This is a genomic window from Methylophilus aquaticus (assembly GCF_030769565.1).
In the GTDB taxonomy this organism is placed as follows: domain Bacteria; phylum Pseudomonadota; class Gammaproteobacteria; order Burkholderiales; family Methylophilaceae; genus Methylophilus; species Methylophilus aquaticus.
The window spans coordinates 111,961-129,770 of record NZ_JAVCAP010000021.1; the positions used below are offsets into that span (position 1 = coordinate 111,961).

At 48.4% G+C, this 17,810-nt stretch carries 15 protein-coding genes; 3 read left to right on the forward strand and 12 right to left on the reverse strand.

The window, feature by feature from the left end:
* Nucleotides 1-77: 77 nt before the first annotated feature.
* The 4 genes from Q9291_RS10520 to Q9291_RS10535 form a co-directional block, all read right to left on the reverse strand.
* Entirely contained in the window at nucleotides 78-599 is a 522-nt protein-coding gene (locus tag Q9291_RS10520) for a hypothetical protein (protein WP_306390004.1), read from the reverse strand.
* Between the two features lie 61 nt (nucleotides 600-660).
* Nucleotides 661-1,392 carry an arginyltransferase gene (locus Q9291_RS10525; protein WP_306390005.1) on the reverse strand — a complete coding sequence of 244 codons (732 nt, stop codon included), beginning with the start codon at nucleotides 1,390-1,392 and terminating at the stop codon, nucleotides 661-663.
* A complete protein-coding gene (aat, locus tag Q9291_RS10530) occupies nucleotides 1,376-2,077 on the reverse strand; it encodes a leucyl/phenylalanyl-tRNA--protein transferase (RefSeq protein WP_306390006.1) in 702 nt (233 codons plus the stop codon). Before aat ends, Q9291_RS10525 begins: the two co-directional genes overlap by 17 nt.
* A gap of 4 nt (nucleotides 2,078-2,081) precedes the next feature.
* Nucleotides 2,082-4,865, reverse strand: coding sequence for a bifunctional diguanylate cyclase/phosphodiesterase (locus Q9291_RS10535; RefSeq protein ID WP_306390007.1), 2,784 nt, complete (start codon nucleotides 4,863-4,865; stop codon nucleotides 2,082-2,084).
* Between the two features lie 433 nt (nucleotides 4,866-5,298).
* On the opposite strand from Q9291_RS10535, the gene Q9291_RS10540 reads away from it, so the two are divergent.
* On the forward strand, nucleotides 5,299-7,473 hold the full coding sequence (locus Q9291_RS10540; RefSeq protein WP_306390008.1) for a YgiQ family radical SAM protein: 2,175 nt from the start codon (nucleotides 5,299-5,301) through the stop codon (nucleotides 7,471-7,473).
* 19 nt (nucleotides 7,474-7,492) lie between these two features.
* Here Q9291_RS10540 and Q9291_RS10545 read toward each other — a convergent pair whose 3' ends face one another.
* Genes Q9291_RS10545 through Q9291_RS10555 form a run of 3 tightly spaced genes read right to left on the reverse strand, consistent with a single transcriptional unit; the run spans nucleotide 7,493 to nucleotide 12,279 of the window.
* Nucleotides 7,493-9,136, reverse strand: coding sequence for an alkaline phosphatase D family protein (locus Q9291_RS10545; protein ID WP_306390009.1), 1,644 nt, complete (start codon nucleotides 9,134-9,136; stop codon nucleotides 7,493-7,495).
* A 35-nt stretch (nucleotides 9,137-9,171) separates the two neighbouring features.
* Nucleotides 9,172-11,655 (reverse strand): patatin-like phospholipase family protein, encoded by a 2,484-nt coding sequence (locus tag Q9291_RS10550; RefSeq protein ID WP_306390010.1) that lies wholly within the window; start codon nucleotides 11,653-11,655, stop codon nucleotides 9,172-9,174.
* Nucleotides 11,656-11,658: 3 nt separating this feature from the next.
* The gene (locus Q9291_RS10555) at nucleotides 11,659-12,279 is read right to left on the reverse strand and encodes a M15 family metallopeptidase (protein WP_306390011.1); all 621 of its coding nucleotides are present in this window, start codon (nucleotides 12,277-12,279) and stop codon (nucleotides 11,659-11,661) included.
* A gap of 253 nt (nucleotides 12,280-12,532) precedes the next feature.
* On the opposite strand from Q9291_RS10555, the gene Q9291_RS10560 reads away from it, so the two are divergent.
* Complete coding sequence (locus Q9291_RS10560) at nucleotides 12,533-13,381, forward strand: TraB/GumN family protein (RefSeq protein WP_306390012.1); 849 nt, start codon at nucleotides 12,533-12,535, stop codon at nucleotides 13,379-13,381.
* On the opposite strand, the gene Q9291_RS10565 is transcribed toward Q9291_RS10560, so the two are convergent.
* From Q9291_RS10565 to Q9291_RS10585, 5 genes are all read right to left on the reverse strand, one after another.
* A complete protein-coding gene (locus Q9291_RS10565) occupies nucleotides 13,356-13,847 on the reverse strand; it encodes a hypothetical protein (protein ID WP_306390013.1) in 492 nt (163 codons plus the stop codon). The genes Q9291_RS10560 and Q9291_RS10565 overlap by 26 nt on opposite strands.
* A 54-nt stretch (nucleotides 13,848-13,901) precedes the next feature.
* The gene (locus Q9291_RS10570) at nucleotides 13,902-14,282 is read right to left on the reverse strand and encodes a response regulator (protein ID WP_306390014.1); all 381 of its coding nucleotides are present in this window, start codon (nucleotides 14,280-14,282) and stop codon (nucleotides 13,902-13,904) included.
* A 118-nt stretch (nucleotides 14,283-14,400) separates the two neighbouring features.
* Nucleotides 14,401-15,033, reverse strand: coding sequence for a response regulator (locus Q9291_RS10575; RefSeq protein ID WP_306390015.1), 633 nt, complete (start codon nucleotides 15,031-15,033; stop codon nucleotides 14,401-14,403).
* Nucleotides 15,034-15,049: 16 nt separating this feature from the next.
* On the reverse strand, nucleotides 15,050-15,487 hold the full coding sequence (locus tag Q9291_RS10580) for a phage holin family protein (RefSeq protein ID WP_306390016.1): 438 nt from the start codon (nucleotides 15,485-15,487) through the stop codon (nucleotides 15,050-15,052).
* 93 nt (nucleotides 15,488-15,580) lie between these two features.
* On the reverse strand, nucleotides 15,581-15,997 hold the full coding sequence (locus Q9291_RS10585) for an ElaB/YgaM/YqjD family protein (RefSeq protein ID WP_306390017.1): 417 nt from the start codon (nucleotides 15,995-15,997) through the stop codon (nucleotides 15,581-15,583).
* 315 nt (nucleotides 15,998-16,312) lie between these two features.
* On the opposite strand from Q9291_RS10585, the gene Q9291_RS10590 reads away from it, so the two are divergent.
* Entirely contained in the window at nucleotides 16,313-17,743 is a 1,431-nt protein-coding gene (locus Q9291_RS10590) for a CHASE3 domain-containing protein (RefSeq protein ID WP_306390018.1), read from the forward strand.
* Nucleotides 17,744-17,810: the final 67 nt, after the last annotated feature.

Here is a 17,810-nt window from a genome sequence, read left to right on the forward strand (position 1 = left end):
CTTACATATCCGCTATGTGGTTGAATTTTTACATCGCGCCTCGTCTGGCTTAGAAATTTGAATGATTAGAGGCGCCCTTATAACTTTGGAAACAGGGCGAGTGTGGTTAGTCTGAGTAACTTGGTCGGATCGCAAATATACACATCTGCATGGGGCGTTGTCAGGCCTGTGCCCTGTGGCGCAGCCAGAATCGCTTCCGGCGGGGCAAGACATTTTAATAATACACCACCTGATTCAACGGCATTGAGTCCTTTGGCGTATCTGGTTGCCACCTCTTCTGAAGTTGACCAGCAAAAGCCGATCTGATGCTGGTCGAACAGGAACCAGCTTTCTCCACGGTACAAAGTCACGCCATGCCCATCATGGCCGGGCAATGCTTTTTTAAGCACCTTGAGCAGCAAACGGTCGTTGCGTACTCTGGCGCGTAAGTCGCCCCCATAGATTGTCCACAGCGCCTGAATTTTTTGTGGCTGAAAAGCCGCCGCTTCAACTGCGCCAGCCAGATACTCGAAGGTCTGGTGCCACAAGGGCGGACTGACCTCGTTCACATACACACCCAGGCAGAACTGCCTGGCGAGAGATTGCGGCGTGTGGGTCATGTTAAAGTCGGGTGCGGATGAGAAGTATGGTTTGTCTATGCATCAACGCCATTGCATCACATTAAATAGCCACCCACTCTCCATCCACCAACTTTTCCTGTGGCTGGAATTGCTGTTTATAAGCCATTTTATGGCTGTCTGCGATCCAGTAGCCCAAGTACACATAAGGCAGGCCGAGCTGTCTGGCCCATTCAATCTGCCACATAATGCTGGCTGTGCCATAGCTGGCTTTATCTTGCGTATCGTAGAAGGTATATACCGCAGACAAACCATCGGCGACCACATCAATCACACTCACCATTTTGAGTGACCCTTGCGGGCCTCTAAATTCGACCATCATGCTTTCAACATTGCTCTGGCACAGAAACTGGCGATATTGCGAAATTTCATCTTCAAGTTCACCCAGATGGTCGGGACCATCGCTATGGCGCTGGTGCTGGTAGGCGTGATACAGGGCGAAGTGCTCTTCATGGTAGCCAACCTCGACAATACTGGTTGTTAAATGGGCATGCTTTTTAAACGCGCGCTGCTGACTGCGGCTTGGACTGAATTGACTGACTGGCAGACGTACCGAGATGCAGGCATTGCACAGTTCACAGTGCGGCCGATAGGCGAATTTGCCACTGCGCCTGAAGCCTTGCTGAATCAACCCGCTATACACTTTTGCATCCACCAGGTTTTGCGGGGTGGCAATCAGGCTTTGCGCCAGCTTTTTGGGCAGGTAGCCACAGGCGTAGGCGGTGGTCACATAAAACTGCAGTTTATGCAGCTGGGCATCATTCGGTAGCGTCATCTTGTGTCAAGCAGGTCAGGCGTTCAATAAAATGTTCTCGTGGAATCTCGTATGCGCCAAAGCTGGCAAGCAGAGGTGTATGCATCTGACAATCTATCATACCGACTTGTTGCGCTTGCAGCCATTCCACCATATGCGCAAAGGCTACTTTTGAGGCATTACTCACATGGTGAAACATACTTTCACCATAAAACATCCGGCCGATTTTGACACCATAACAGCCGCCAACCAGCGTATTGTCTTGCCAGGCTTCTACGCTGTGCGCGTAGCCCATGGTATGTAACTGTGTATAGGCGGCGATCATTTCCGGCACAATCCAGGTGCCGGGTTGACCCTGCCTGAGGGTGTGTGCACAGGCATGGATCACCTGTTCAAAGGCCGTATTTATCCTGAGTTCAAAGCGCTGTTGCTGTATAGTTTTTCGTAATGAGCGACCGATGACTATATGTTGAGGGAATAGCACCATGCGCGGATCAGGGCTCCACCATAGCACTGGTTCGCCGGGGCTGAACCATGGAAAAATGCCATGTCGGTATGCGCTCAGCAGGCGTGATGCAGTCAGGTCGCCGCCAATGGCAAGCAGGCCATTAGGTTCTGTCAGCGCATTTTGCAAAGGCGGAAAATGCGTGTACCTGCCCAGAATCAGAACATCGCCGCCGGGCAATGGGTAGTAGCTTTCTTGCATGCGCTTAATCAAAGGTATAGGGATTGTTTTTCTGCATCCATTCTACAACCTTGTGGCTGGATAAACCACGCGATATCCCATAGCCTTGTGCAAAATCACAGCCCAGTTCACGCAGAATGCGGGCCTGTTCGGCTTTTTCTACCCCTTCTGCTACCACTTTGCGATCAAACTCTCGGCATAAGGTAATCACACTCCTGACTACGGCCATGTCTTCTTGGTTAGTGAGCATGTTGTGAACAAAAGACTGGTCAATTTTAATAATATCCACGGGCAGGCGACGCAGATAAATCAATGATGAATATCCCGAGCCAAAGTCATCAATTGAAAAAGAAACACCCATTGCGTGGCATTGCTGAATGACGCGGTTAACGCGTGCAAAATCGCTAATGGCTGCACTTTCAGTGATTTCCAGATGCAGATGTTGTGGAGAGATTGCGGGGTATCGTTTGAAAAATTTAGCCAACTGCCGGGCAAAGTTTTTTTGCATTAGGTGATGCGCTGCGATATTTACCGAAACTTGTGTTTCCAGTCCTTGCATCTGCCACTCGGCAAGTTGGCGCAGGCTTTCCTCGATGACCCAGTTACCCACGTCAATAATCAAGCTGGTGTGTTCAATAATCGAAAGGAAATCATGTGGGTTCAACAGGCCTCTTGTCGGATGTTGCCAGCGCAACAGCGCTTCAAAACAGAAGACTTTTCCTGATTTCACACAAATCTGTGGTTGATAAACCAATCTGAGCTGATTTTGCTGAATGGCGTTGAGCAAGTCTTTAAATAATGCCTGTTGTTGCTGGGATTGTTGTGCGGATGCCAGATCAAACATGTGATATTGATGGCCACCTTGGGTTTTGGCGTGATACATGGCATGGTCAGCATGACGCAGTAGCGTGTCTGGTGGGTGGCGGTCTGTCGGAAACAGCGTATAGCCGATACTGGCTGAAATGGAAAACTTCAGCGTGTTGACCATAAAGGGCTTCTCGATGGCAGCCAGTAACTTTTTGAGGAGGCGTGTGTACTCATTATGACTACGATATCCGCATAGTAGCAATGCAAACTCATCACCACCAATACGCGCCAGCGTATCGTTTTCCTTAAGCATTGTGCAAATGCGTTGAGATAGCATGACCAGCAGCTTGTCACCATACTCATGCCCATGCTGGTCATTCACAATTTTGAATTCATCAAGGTCAATATAGCAAATGGCTACCAGAGATTGTTGTTGTTCGGCTTGTATCAGCGCCTGTTGCAAGCGGCTTGAAAAGAGCACACGGTTAGGTAGCTGTGTCAGTGCATCGTGATAGGCCATATGTTCCAGCATATTCTGTTGCTCTTTGGCACGCGTGATGTCTGAAAACAGTCCGACATAATGCTGAAATTCACCTGCCTGATTCATCACTGGGGATAATTCCATTTCAGCCAGATAGTCAAAGCCATTGCTGTGGCGATTCCAGACCTCGCCTTTCCATTCCAGGCGTGCTGAGGGATGGCTGAAAAATGGCTTGAAAAAATCCTGCGTGTGGCAAGCCAGCCCCAGTGCCTGCGGTGATTGACCTATGCACTCAGGCTGTACATAGCCGGTGATTACACTAAAGGAGGGGTTGCATTGCACAATATTCCCTTGCGCATCAGTGATGAAAATGGCATCGTGTGCATGCTCAAAGACGCTGGCTGAGACTTTCAAACGATTGGCGTTTCCCTGAATTTCAGACACCATTTCGCGCAGGCGTTGACGCATTTTGAGCATGTTCGCAATCAGCGTATCGGGTTCTGCCTGCGTGTCATCTTCGGTGAAATCGCCGCGCTCTATACGCATCAACAGTTGCTTTGCCGTATCAGGTTCACCACCGATTGGATTGAGTACAAAACGGCGCAGGCCGCTGTAGATGGCCAGCAGGACGACAAAACTGACAATGAGCAAAATAATAATCAGGGGCGATAGCGCACCCAAACCAGACCAGTAAGCTTCGCTGGACGGATACAAAATATTGATTTGAAAATCCCACTCGGGGACGTTTTGAGTGACTATTTTCCAGCCATGATTGGATTTTAAGGCGTTTTCAGCCGTGGCCAGGCGAATCCCTTGTGTCAAAAAACGAATCTGGTCATGGTGGTCTGTGACGGCGACAAATCCTTTTTCCAGAAAGCCCCATTGTCTGATCGCCTGATCAAGGGCATTCACATCCAGTTTGTAGCCCACGTACCATGCGCCAATGAGCTTTCCTTGCGCATCGTACATAGGCTCATAACGCGAGAGATAGGATTCGCCAAGAATGTCGACAACACCATAAAAAGTGCGACCATCCAACAGATTTTTGATGGCTTTGCCTTTTGGGTCTAGTTCGGTGCCAAATGCGTTGCTGCCATCGGCCTTTTTAACATTGGTCGCAACCCGGATAAATTGTTTTCCATGTTTGACAAAAATGGTGGCTGTGCCATTGCCGATTTGGGTGACAAAGTTAATTAGTCGGTTATCAGCTGTTTGTGGTGTTTGGCCAAAAAACAGGTTGGGTATGTCCTTATCAACAATTCGGGTGGTGCCCTTTATGGTTGGATACCCTTGCGAAGATGAGTATTGTTTGAGCAGAGCCATGCTCGACAGCACATGTTCCCCAACCAGCGTTCTGGCCGTGGTTAGCAGATTGGAAATCTTGGAAGTTTCTTCACGGGCTTTGGTTTCAATGTTCTGGAGGTGCTGATTAAAGGTATAAGCAAAAGACAACAGACCAATCACCATTCCTAGTGCGACCAATGGTAAGAGCATTTTCTTGAGCAGCGTGTAATGTTTCATAATCCGCAATGTCATTCTAGTTATGTTTTATCTACGCATGCAGGCATGATTCCCCCGACCTGACAAGCGTGGTGTTTTGGCTGCGGCACTGATGCATTGCAATGCCATACCATGCTTGGAGGCAGCGTAATGTGTGTTAACAAGCGTTTCTAGCAGTCAAAAATAGTCAGCAAATGTTATACCTTGCTTTAATGAATGCTGCAATATATCGCTGTTGCGATAAGGATTTTTAATAGATTTGTGATGATATCAGTATGTTTTATAACAAATCTTTAGAAATGGCTTGTATTCGCGAGAGTGAAATGTGGAGAGCAGTACAGGCTCGCTGCGACAGTCCGCTAAAGTAAAAAACGATGCTTTGATGGAAAACTTATTTCAAATCAATTGATTAACGCGTAAAATGCGCAATCCTTAAGCATCGTTGGTCATTCGCGTGGAAACCTACACCTCTCTCTTAGCTAAACCGGTTCAAAGCTATCGCCCCTATTGGGCAAAACGCTTTGGCACTGCGTCAATGCTGCCCATGAGCCGGGCAGAAATGGATGCCTTGGGCTGGGATAGTTGCGATATCATTCTGGTGAGCGGTGATGCTTATGTAGACCACCCGAGCTTTGGGATTGCACTGATTGGCAGGCTGCTGGAAGCACAGGGCTTCCGCGTGGGTATTATTGCGCAGCCTGACTGGCAAACGGCCGAGCCCTTTAAAGTGCTCGGTAAACCCAATTTGTACTTTGGCATCACTGCCGGCAATATGGATAGCATGGTCAACCGCTACACGGCAGACCGTAAAATCCGCTCCGATGATGCATACACCCCGGATGCCGCCGCGAACCGCAGGCCAGACCGTGCCGTGCTGGTTTACTCGCAACGCTGCCGTGAGGCCTATGCGGATGTGCCGCTGGTCATTGGCAGTATTGAGGCCAGTTTGCGTCGGATTGCGCACTACGACTATTGGTCGGACAAAGTGCGCCGTTCTATCCTGATTGATTCCAAAGCCGATATTCTGCTGTATGGGAATGCCGAGCGAGCCATCATTGAACTCTCGCACCGTCTGGCGCGAGGAGAAGTATTGAGCGAGATTCGGGATATCCGTGGCACAGCCTTTGTCTTGAAAAAGGTACCTGAAGCGTTTGTCGAGGTGGCCTCCACCCGCCTGGACCGTCCCGGGACAGTCGACAAGCATGTGGACCCATACGAGATGAAGATGGGCAAAGGGGATGCCAGTTGTGCCACCGATGATGCCACCACAGATCCCGCGGCCCCGACGATCAGCTTGCCGCTGCCACTCAAGGTTGCCAAAGTACCGCGTGACCGTCAGGTCATCCGCATGCCTTCTTATGAAGAAGTCGCGAGCGACCCGGTCATGTATGCGCATGCTTCACGTGTGTTGCACCTCGAGGCAAACCCTGGCAATGCACGCGCACTGGTGCAGCGTCATGCCGACCGCGAAGTCTGGCTTAATCCGCCACCGATTCCGTTGACGACCAAAGAGATGGATTACGTCTACGATCTGCCCTATGCACGCAAGCCGCATCCGGCGTATGGCAACGCCAAAATTCCAGCGTGGGAGATGATACGTTTTTCAGTCAACATCATGCGCGGCTGCTTTGGCGGCTGTACCTTCTGTTCGATTACCGAGCATGAGGGCCGCATTATTCAAAGCCGTTCCGAAGAGTCCATCCTGCGTGAAATTGAAGACATCCGTGACAAAGTCGATGGGTTTACTGGGGTGATTTCAGACTTGGGTGGCCCCACGGCCAATATGTACCGTCTGGCCTGCAAATCGGAAAGCATAGAAACCAATTGCCGCAAGTTGTCCTGTGTGTATCCAGATGTATGCGAGAATCTCAATACGGATCATTCGTCCCTGATTCAGCTTTATCGTAAGGCACGCAATATCAAAGGCGTTAAAAAAATCCTGATCGGCTCTGGCTTGCGCTATGACCTCGCAGTGAAATCGCCCGAATACGTGAAAGAGCTTGTACAGCATCATGTCGGCGGTTACCTTAAAATTGCACCAGAGCACTCTGAAGATAATGTGCTCAGCAAAATGATGAAGCCGGGCATGGGCGCCTACGACGAGTTCAAACGCATGTTTGAAAAGTTCAGCGCTGAGGCAGGAAAAAAACAATACCTGATCCCTTACTTTATTGCGGCTCATCCTGGCACGACGGATGAAGATATGCTCAACTTGGCCTTATGGCTGAAGAAAAATGATTTCAGGCTGGACCAGGTGCAAACGTTTACGCCGACTCCGATGGCGATGGCTACGGCCATGTATCACAGTGGCAAAAATCCGCTGCGTAAAGTCACGCCAGACTCAGACGCCGTGCCTATCCCCAAAGCCGCCGGTGTACGTAAACTGCACAAGGCCTTTATTCGCTACCATGATCCCGCCAATTGGCCGATGTTACGAGAGGCCTTGAAGAAAATGGGCCGTGCAGACTTGATCGGCAATGGCAAAAAGCATTTGGTTCCTGCCTATCAGCCCGCAGTATTGCCCAAGATTGTGCAATCTGATGGCAGCCGTTTTGTACCCAAAGCGCTACCCAAAGGCTTTAACCAGATGAAGAATGCGGCTTACGCCTCCTCCCGCAAGGGCAAGTAGCGCAGGGTGTGTCTGGCTATCAATAGGGTAAGCTCAGTACCTGATAGCCCAGCTTGGGCGGCGCCCATGCGGGCGTACGCTCTGTCAGTGCGTTGGGGTTGGCAAACGTGATGGTTTCATAATGCCAGTTTACCCAGACTTTACGATCACTGCTTTCGTGCATGCATGCGTAGTTACGATGAAATAAAAAAGTATTTTGTGCGGCATCTGTGCGTACCGTTGCAGCCAGAACTTTGCCGCCACCCAAGTCTATGTCTGGCTGGTGAACACTAGAGGCCAGTCGAATAATCGATTGTTCGGCATTGACAGGGGGCGGGTGGACAATGCCTGAAGAAATCAGCTGGGTAATGGACCCTGTGCCAAATTTCTCCCTGAAAGTTCCGCTCCCAGCAACATGTACATCGCCCGAAATAATGAAGATACTGACTGGCGTGGTTGGTTGCAGGCGGGTCTGGAATGCCAGCAGGTGGTGCAAAATGCTGCACATTTCATCATAGTGCGTACTAAACCGCCAGTGATCGGCCATATCATCATAAGCGTCAAACTGAATACTGAGCTTGATGTTGGTGTCACTTTCTGAAAAGTGGCGGTATAAAAAAGGCACGCCACTGAGCACCAACATTTTTTGCCCAGATTTCCAGTCAGTTGCCAGCGTAGCCAGCGCTTGTACAAATGCCTGTTTGCCACTGCCCATGATATTGATCAGGCTGCGTTGGCTGCGATTATCCATTACCAGTAAAGCATAGTCCCTGAAGCGTAAGGTCATGCCAAAATGTGCAGGAGATGGTGTTGCTTCTTGTAGCGCACGATTGGACAGTCCCCTGAGCTGAAACAGGGTGAAGTATTTTTGTGCACTTTGAAACAATGCCTGATAGGTTGGGCAGCTTTCCAGTTGACAGGGCTGTGAGCCCCAGCCATCAACAATGTCATGGTCATCCCACATCATCACGTTTGGAATGCTGGCTAGGCATGCGCGCAGGGGTGTAGATTCGGTCCAGCTTCTGAGGTAGGTTTCAAGATAAAAAGTATCTATTTTTTGTTTGAGCGTATTTGAAACCGTTGCAGCTTTCTGCGCGGCTAACGGCTTTTTGGACCAAGCATACAACGGCTGCTTCAGATTGAAAATGCTGTCCGCATATATCTGGTCTCCCCCTAGTAGTAGGGCGGCATAGGGGGCATTCATGACTTCGCTATAGGGCAATTCCTCCATGCGCTTGTGATGTTCCTGCCACATGCGTTGCCACATGAAATCCGTCGGTGCCGGATGTTGTGCGCGTACCTTGTCTGATGAAAAGCCATTGCACGACGCAAACGCCAATTGTATTTGGCTATTGCTTGCCGGATAGAAAAATGTCCAGCTGGAGATGTTATGTGTGCGGTCTGCAATATAACTTGCCGTTTGCTGGTCGATCAAAATTCGGTAGGTACATGTTTGATCATGAGTGCTGGGTGGCAATATGATTTCTGCACGCCAGAATTTTCCACGGTTGAGCTGGCTGAGCAGTTTAAATGGCACTTGCTGTGTATGGCCTGACATACTGCATTCAAGCAATGCCGAAGCTACTTTGTCTTCAGATAAAAAGCAGATGCTGTAGCAGGTATTGCCAGCGGCTTCACCTTCGAGTCCGAGTAATGGCCCCAGTGCAATATTGGCAGATGACATGTCGAGTAATTCCGTGTGATAGGGCAGATAACGTGTTAATGATCCGGTGATTGCGTACCCGCTTGCATGCTAATCAACCCCGGCATCAACTGCTGTATTTTCTCAAATGCAGATTTGTTCGCAATATCGGTAGCCAGGTTGAGATGCTGTACGATGTGTTCTCCCAGACGCCGGTAACTTTCAAATTGAGATTCATTAAAAAACTGATCGACCGTGTTGTGATGCGGGAAGCTGGGTTCTTGTAATTTGAAGTTGATCAAGTCTGCCGGCTCGTCGCCAGTCAGCGAACTTTTGATATAAACCAGATAGCCCATATGGTCAGGATTGCCATCTCCCAGATAATCAATGCGCCCAATGGCGAAATGCCTGCTGCCACATTTAAAGGCGCCATACTTGCAGTCCTTACTTGGCAATAACGCATCGATGTTGATGGTAATGGTAATGCCGAAGTCGACCTTGCATTTACGAATCGCATTACCCAGATCCTCAAATTCATATTCCCCGTCTGCGCCACCATCCACCGCCACAATCAGTTTGCAGCGCCGGCGTACCAATTCATAAATCCCCAGGTTTTCAAAGTGACCACCATCAGACAAGTACAAGTAACCTGAGCTCAGGCCGGTATTGGTGATCAGTTCTTTGACCAGATAAAACAGGTTCCAGAATGGCGATTTGCGTTCGGGCGGATTTTTAAGTCTGCGTGTTTTTCCCAAACCGAGCAGCAGGCGGTTAAAGTAATTTTCATGCAGCGGATTACCAAACCAGCGTCCTAACCGTGCATTAAAGATGGTCATGATGAATCCCATAACAGGATTGGTATGGTAACCCATGTTAGGACTGGCTGCCGCACCACTTGTGGCAATCAGACTGCCCAGTGCCGGACCACCTTCACCTGTATAGTGATGCGTGTCATACCAGATTTCGCTCTCAGGTAATTTGAATCCACAGTAATAAGGGCTAAACATAAATGAGGCCGCTTTACGTTCTTGCCAGGCCAGTTGTGAGCCATCACTAATATTGAGCGCAGTATTCACGATATGCGTTGGGCGCTGGCCGCGCAGTGCAGACATGGCAAGATCATCATGGCTGTCAAAGCCGGTAAAATTGTTGGGTTTGCGCGATAGATTGGTGGCGCCTAAAAAACAGCGTGTCAGACGGTTGCGATAAAAGTTATGCAATGAAAATACATTAATGTCGATACGCCAACTACCAATCACAACGATGAGGAGTGCTGTCGCAAACCATAATGCCCGGTGTGGTGACAGGTAAAGGCTGTAACTGAGGTAGCCAGAAACCAGTAAAATCAGCGTGATAACCATGTAAGGCAAGAGTCTGATCAAGCGGCCTTTGGTGCTGTTGGGTGCCTCATTACCAGTCGTTTCGCTTTTCCCCAGCCTTGAAGTCAGAAATGCAAACAGCCATGAAGCGATGCCGACCAGACTTTTTTCAGAAGTGTCCAGCATGCGCAGCCAGTGATCTATCCAGTAAGGCAGATACAGTGCGAAACCGAATAGTGCCAGCCAGAGTGTGCAAAAGCCGATGTTAATGCCGCCTATGCGGTGCCACCATTCTCGTGTGGTGACATTAATCAGACGGCCACTGATCCCCATCAGCGCTATTAGCGAGGTTGAAATGAGCAAAGAACTCACTGGCACGCCTACCCCAATCCATAGATTAGGTGTGACCAACGCTGGTTGTGACGACGCTGGGTAGCTGAGGATGATGTGTTGCCAGCTTTGGCTGGGCATGGGCCAGAATAGGGACGCTATGCCACACACTCCGCATAAAAATGCGAGGATGGGGTAAGTCGCATGTGCAGGACTTAGACATGGCTGGCGACATAAATAGAACGAAGCCGTGAGGCTGATTAGGATGAGTGCTGCACCGGTTTTTCCGAAAGGCGTTTGCCAGGCATTTTCAAGCAGATTGACAAGCATTTCCACATTCAGGCTGAATGCGGGTGTCAGAGTGCTGTGTATTTCAGAGTGACTCACAAAAATGACCGCCATCATCAGGCTCACCAGTAAACCGGCTAGTAATACTTGGTTAAGCAGGGTGTTGGTCATCCATTGGGCGATGGCTGCTAGTGTGTCAGCTGTAAACAGTCCGGTTTTTGGCGTTAGGTAATTGCTGTAACTTCGTAACCACTGGATCGCTTTTTCAGCGGCGGTTAGTTTTCGGGTTTCAGCAGAGTGGGGCAGCGTAGAGGCGATCAGTTCAGCCTGAACGGTGTTGATATGGTTATTATGTTTGATCAGGCTTGAAAACCATGCGCCAATGTAGCCCCCACCGGACACTGTAGATAAATAGTCAAATTTGTCCAGCAAGCCTTTTCTGGCAAGCCCTTGCAGAATACCCAGGTTGAGTGTGGCACTGCGTATGCCGCCACCCGAAAATGCGAGTCCCACCAAGTTATCACGGCGTGTATGCCCGCGTAAATGTGCCATGCCTTCCAGTTCTTTTCCAAGGACGACATCAAAGCTTTCAGTTTTGCGTTGGTCTGTAAAATGCAATGTCATTTGCTATCTCCGTAGCAAGTCTTGATAGTGCAAACTACCTTCTTCAAAGCGTTTGCGCAGTTCAGATACGGGCAACGGCAGGCGCAGTTGGTAATGTGGTTTATCGACAAACTTTGTCCATTCGCCACCCCACTCGGTCTGGGCAGACTTTCCGGCCTGGCCTGCCTGTGTGTACTGGATGCCATCTGCAAGGTAGCCGCCAGTGGCTGTAAACAAACCGATATCCCATGCAACGCCAAAATTGTGATTGCTTTCCCCGCCACGTGCATTGGTGACACGTGGTCCCGGATTGCTGAAGCGGCCTTTACGGTAAAGGATGTTTTGTTCTTCATAAGTACGGGTGCCAGAAATAATCCGGGCGATAAGCCCGCGATCAAGCATGTGCCGGATACAGATTCTTGCTTGTTGCTGTGCCAAGGTCGCCAGTGTGGCAATGCAGGCCTCGGTGCGAACATCAAACATGCCAAACTGATGTTTAATCTGATCACTTTTTTCAAGAAACTGGTTGACCGCTTTTTCTGTTTTTGGCCCCCAGTCGCCATCCAGCTTTCCCAGATACAAGCCTTCAGCGCGCAAGACACGTTGAAAAAACAAGATGTCGCTGGTGAAAAGTTTGAAACTCATGGCAGCCTCCCTGAATATTTTTACTAAGCAGTGGCAAACGCGCCGCGCATCGCGGGCGGGACGGTGAGAAATTGTGATAAGGTATCTTACGCAGATGACTGAAGTGCTGACATATTTTTTGTTAATTTTTAATAATTAAATTTTGGTAAGTGCTAAAACGCAACAAGCACACTGAAGGCATCTGTGAACAAATAGTGAGCATGCATGGTCATTGTTGTCATGATCAACCTTTTTAATCCTGATGGAAAATATTATGCGCGTGACCTTACTTTTTATTTTCGGTCTTTTTTTGTGGGTGTCCGGAGTGCAGGCCGCCGACAAAAGCCTGTTTTGGCAAGTAGAGTCACCTGAGGGGATGGTTAGCTACTTGTTTGGCACTATGCATACGGATGACAATCGGGTTACAGACTTCTCACCACAAGTCATTCAGGCCTTGCAAAACTCGGATACCTTTATGATGGAAGTGACTGAAAATCGGGATCCTGGATTATTTATGTTGCCGAACGGAAATCTTGCGCAGTATTTGACCAATCAGGAGTTTGAAAAAGTGCGTGATCTGGCAGACTTTCATGTCATGCATCTCGGTGCGGCCATGCAGATGAAACCGTGGTTGCTGGCGGTGGTATTCGACTTGCCAAAACCGCAAACCCCTTTTGCTCAGGATTACCTGCTCAAAACCAAGGCCGAGGAAATGGATAAAGAAGTGGCTGGGCTGGAGGCGCCACAAGAACATTTTGGTGTGATGGACAGTTTCAGTATTGATGATCAACTGGTGATGTTGCGTGCGGTATTGAAACGTAGCCAGACACAGAAAGAAACCGACTTTGAAAAGCTGATGGCCGCTTATCTGTCTGGAGATGCGGATAAAGTCGCGGGGATGGACGACAAAATTACCGGTGGCATGTTGCCAGGAAACTTATGGCAGCGCATGCGAGTCAAGCTGCTGGATGAGCGTAACCTGGTGATGGCCGAGCGCAGTATTGCCAAGGCACGGGAAGGCAAGGTATTTGTGGCGGTGGGTGCCGCACACCTGGCTGGCAAGCATGGCCTGATCGATGCGTTTCGTCAGGCCGGATTCAAGATGACACCGTTGAAACGCTAGCTTCCGCCGCGGCGCTGGCGATGTGTGAAATGTAGTGGACGAAATCTGCATCTTCACCTACCAGTAGCCGTGGCAGCATGGTGCGAAAATCCTCACGCTTGCACCATTCACGCATGTAATCCTCCCATGACATCCAGCGCCGTAAGCGCTTGCCGCGCATGTCTGTGTCATAAGTCAGCAAATAAGCACGCTCAAACAGTGAAATCAGAATTTCAAACAACACTTGCTTGCGCTCTTCCTGTTCCGCGGTCAACTGTTGCGTGGTAGATTGCGAGCGTAGCTGCAAGTCAGGATTTGTCATTACCAGCTTCAAAAAGTCAGTGTAGTTATCTGCCAGGAGTTGGTACACTTCTTCGTCTTCATTTTCACGCTCTTTGCGTTGTTCCATGACAAACGTGATGATAGCGAGTGGCAAACCTACCACCGTGACCACATAACTGAGCCATTCCCATGTTTGAATAGTCATAAAGCTCCAGTACTTAAGCGCATTGAGTATGAATCAGGCAGGGCAGAAAGTCTGCTAGTTTAATTGACTGGCATGCTGCTGAATCACATCAATGCATTCGTCAAATTGCAGTGACTTGTCAAAAAAATACTCAACACCCATATCGCGTGCCAGATTACGATAATAGCTGTTGCCATGGTTGGTGAGCATGACGATGTCAGGCACCCTGAAGGGATAGGATTGCTGTCTGGTATGACGTACCACATCAAAGCCGGTGCCTTGCGCCAGCTCAATATCCAGCACGACCATGTCATATTGTTCATGATCGAGTAAATCGATGGCTTCGGCACTGGTTGTGGCAATATCCTTGATTGCCAGATGGTCGCAGTCATGCAGCATTTCCACGATAACATCGCGTATCAGTGCAGAGTCTTCAACTAACAATAATCTATACATGGCTAATTAAATCAATTTCCAAGAGTATTTGTATAAAATGATCGAGGTTTTGCTGTCCCTGAAAAGAGTCCTCGGCGATGCTCTCTCGCTGTTGGTTGACGATTGACATCATTGGTCTTTAAGTAAGCAAACCATATTTGATCGCGTAATAAGTTAAGTCGGCATTCGACTTCATCGCCATTTTTTCCAAGATTCTGCTACGGTAGGTACTCACCGTCTTGATGCTGATAAACAGCTCATCAGCGATGGCCGTAGGGGTCTGCCCAGCTGCCAATTTTACAAAAACCTGAAACTCACGCTCAGACAATGTTTCATGCAATTGTTTTTCCGAAGGGTGGCTGAGCTCATGAGTCATTAACTCCGCCAACTCCGCCGAAATATAGCGTTTTCCGCTGGCAATGGTGCGAATAGCCTTGATAATTTCATCTGAATCGGCATTTTTGGATAAATAACCTTTGCATCCATTGCGCATCAAATTCAATGCATACTGATCTTCCGAATAGCCGCTCAACACCAGTACAGGCAATTCAGGCGCAACATGCTTCAATTCATGCAAGGTATCCACACCGTTTTTATCTGGCATTGAAATGTCCAGTACCATGGCATCGTAATCGTGCTCGCGCACCAGACGGATGGCTTCGGACCCTGAACTGGCTTCACCTGCTACTTGCAAGTCAGATTCCAGTTCAATCAGGTTGCGCAAGCCATCACGTACAATTCTATGGTCATCTACTAAAAGAATTTTTTTCATGTCTTTATTTAAGTTGTTATGTCGGGGTGGATGTTTCAGTGCCATGCGCACCATTGCGCGGTGCTGTTGTGGCAGCTTCAGAGGCTTCTGTATCAGCTGACGCATCTGTTTTTGGCGCCAGTTCATTTCGGAATAGTTGCCAATCCTGACCAATCAGCTCCAGTGAGCTGGCAAATAATGGCTTTTGCTTCCACAATCCGCGTACTGCAAAAAATATTACGATCCCGATTAACGTTGGCAGCAGCATCGCCAGACCGAGAATTAATGTGCGATGCGGGTGCTCCCATAGCAATGAGAATAACCACATCAGCCCAAGTAAACCAGTAAAAATAAACATAGAGAAAACTACCAGCACACCAATAACGCTGGTAGCCATGCGCTCAATTTCCGCCATAAAATCCTGCTTTAACAGCTCGCCCCGGTCCTCTGCATAGTCGGCAACCTGACTGCGCAAGTGCCGCAAATTATTGGTAAATGTGTGCAATTTGCGGTTTAAGAATATTAGAGTCAAAAATTTGAGGACATTTACCCACATAGTGTTCCTTGCTTATTCACGGCGCTTGCTACCCAACAGGTATCCTATCAGTAAACCTGCGCCAGCGGCTACAAGAACAGTGCCCAACGGATGTTGTTGCACGGTATCGACAGTTTTGTTTTTGATGGTTTGATAAGTTTCTGAGACTTCTTCTTGTACCTGGTCTTTCACGCGAGACGCACGAGAGGAGATATCTGCAACAATCGACTCAGATGTTTCATCGTTCGCCAGTCGATCAATGTTGCTTTTCAGACTGCGAATAAGCGTCTTGGCTTTGTCTTGTGTTTCTTCAGTCGTATCATGTACGGCATCCAGCAACTCGTTTGCAGTACTTTTTACCTGTGAAGCGAGCTCTTGAATTGCCTGATCAGATTTCTGAGCCAAGCGATCTGTAGTGTGTTCGATATTGTCTTTTGAAAAATTAAACATAGTGAACTCCTTGATGAGTGTGACTTTCAAATGAGTAGGCAATCTTGCGAGACACTTTAACAATGAGCCCGGTGATTGGGATAACGTGATGATGTATCGCTTGATCTATCTACTCGGCATGGATACATCATAAGGGGGAGCGCCTGCTTATCCTATCAGCCAAGAGCCGATATGCAAGTCAGAATTATCTTACAATAGGATTGCTCATTCAGCAGGCTTCTTGCATTTGCTGATATGGAGCGAGACCGTTATGATGACAAATAGTAAAGCGTAATGCATTTCGTCCAATGCATACTTTAATTAAAATTGACGTGTATGCAAAAAATCAAAATTTCACTCATAAACCTGTTCGATCGGCTGGAGCGTATCACAGATACGTTTGGCGGAAATACTGTCGTGTTACTGGCAGTGAGTCTGGTGCTGGCTGCCAGCATGCTGGTGCTGAATGACAGGCTGATTATTAACACACGCGAAAAAACAGATGCCTTGTCTTCACTGGATAGCCTGTTCGTAGAAACTTGGCAAATTCGTGCCAGGTTGGCCATTGCAGAAAGTGCTCAGCGTGGCTACTTGCTGACCCGTTCAGATGAGTATTTTAAGCCTTATGATGAGGCAACCAGTCAGATCAGCCGCCATTTGCAGGCGATTGATGCAATTCTAACCAAGACCAGTCTGGTTGAGTATCAAGAAATGCAGTCAACTATGAATGAGTTTGCCAGCAGCATTTCAAAAAAGTCTGCCGAAATGAGCGTGTGTATAGATTTAGCCAAAAAACATCAGTTTGATAAAGCGCTGGCAGTGGTCAGGCTGGATACGGGCATCAAGGAAAGTCGCAATATTGAGGCATTATCCAAGCGATTCGAACAACAGGCTACACAACTGCGTTTTGAGTTAGCTGAAAGCCGTAACGACGCGCGGCGGATTACCCGCTGGTGTGTGATGGCATGTCCTTTGATATTTGTTTCACTTGTAGTCATGGTGATTCGCCGCTTGTTAAGAGAGTTGGCGGAGAAAGACAAATTACATGCACGACTGTCCAATGAAAATACTGAATATGAACGCAATATTTATAGCTTGAAGACCAAGTTGCAGCGCCAGGCCTTGCAGGCGCAAACCAATATTGAACGTGAGCGCTATAAGCTCTCCAGAGAGTTGCATGATGAGTTGGGTTCGTTGTTGACTGCGATTAAAATGGACTTGTCATGGGCGATCAAGAATTTGAAAGATCAGCTGCCGCAGGTGACTGAAAAACTTAAAAAGACCAATCAGTATGTTGATCGCAGTATTAACTTCAAGCGGGAGATTGTACAGAATCTGCATCCGGCCATGATTAAAAGCTTTGGTTTGATTGCTTCGTTACAAAACCTGATTGATGAAGCTGCAGTCCGCAATCAGTGGCAAATGGATATTATTTTTCCTGAGCAGGAAATGATGATTAACGAGACAGTTGGGCTGATTATTTACCGTATTGTTCAAGAAAGTCTGAATAATTGTAGTAAGTATGCAAAGGCCACTCGTGTGTCTGTGCATTTGATGCATGACGATCAGCATATCAAGCTTGAAGTCGCTGACAATGGGTTAGGGTTTGATCCGAACAACCTGACTAATACAACAAATGGTATCAGTGGCATGTCTAACCGCGTGGAGTCTATCGGCGGCCATTATGAAATTTCCAGTTCCCCGCAGCATGGTGCCAGCACTCGGGTATTGCTGCCTTATCTCAAGAGTGACAGCGAGCCTTTGTAGCCCCTTGGGCTTTTCCCGTCTTTAGTCGCTGTAGTCATATTCTGACATGACTTTCAGCAATTAGACG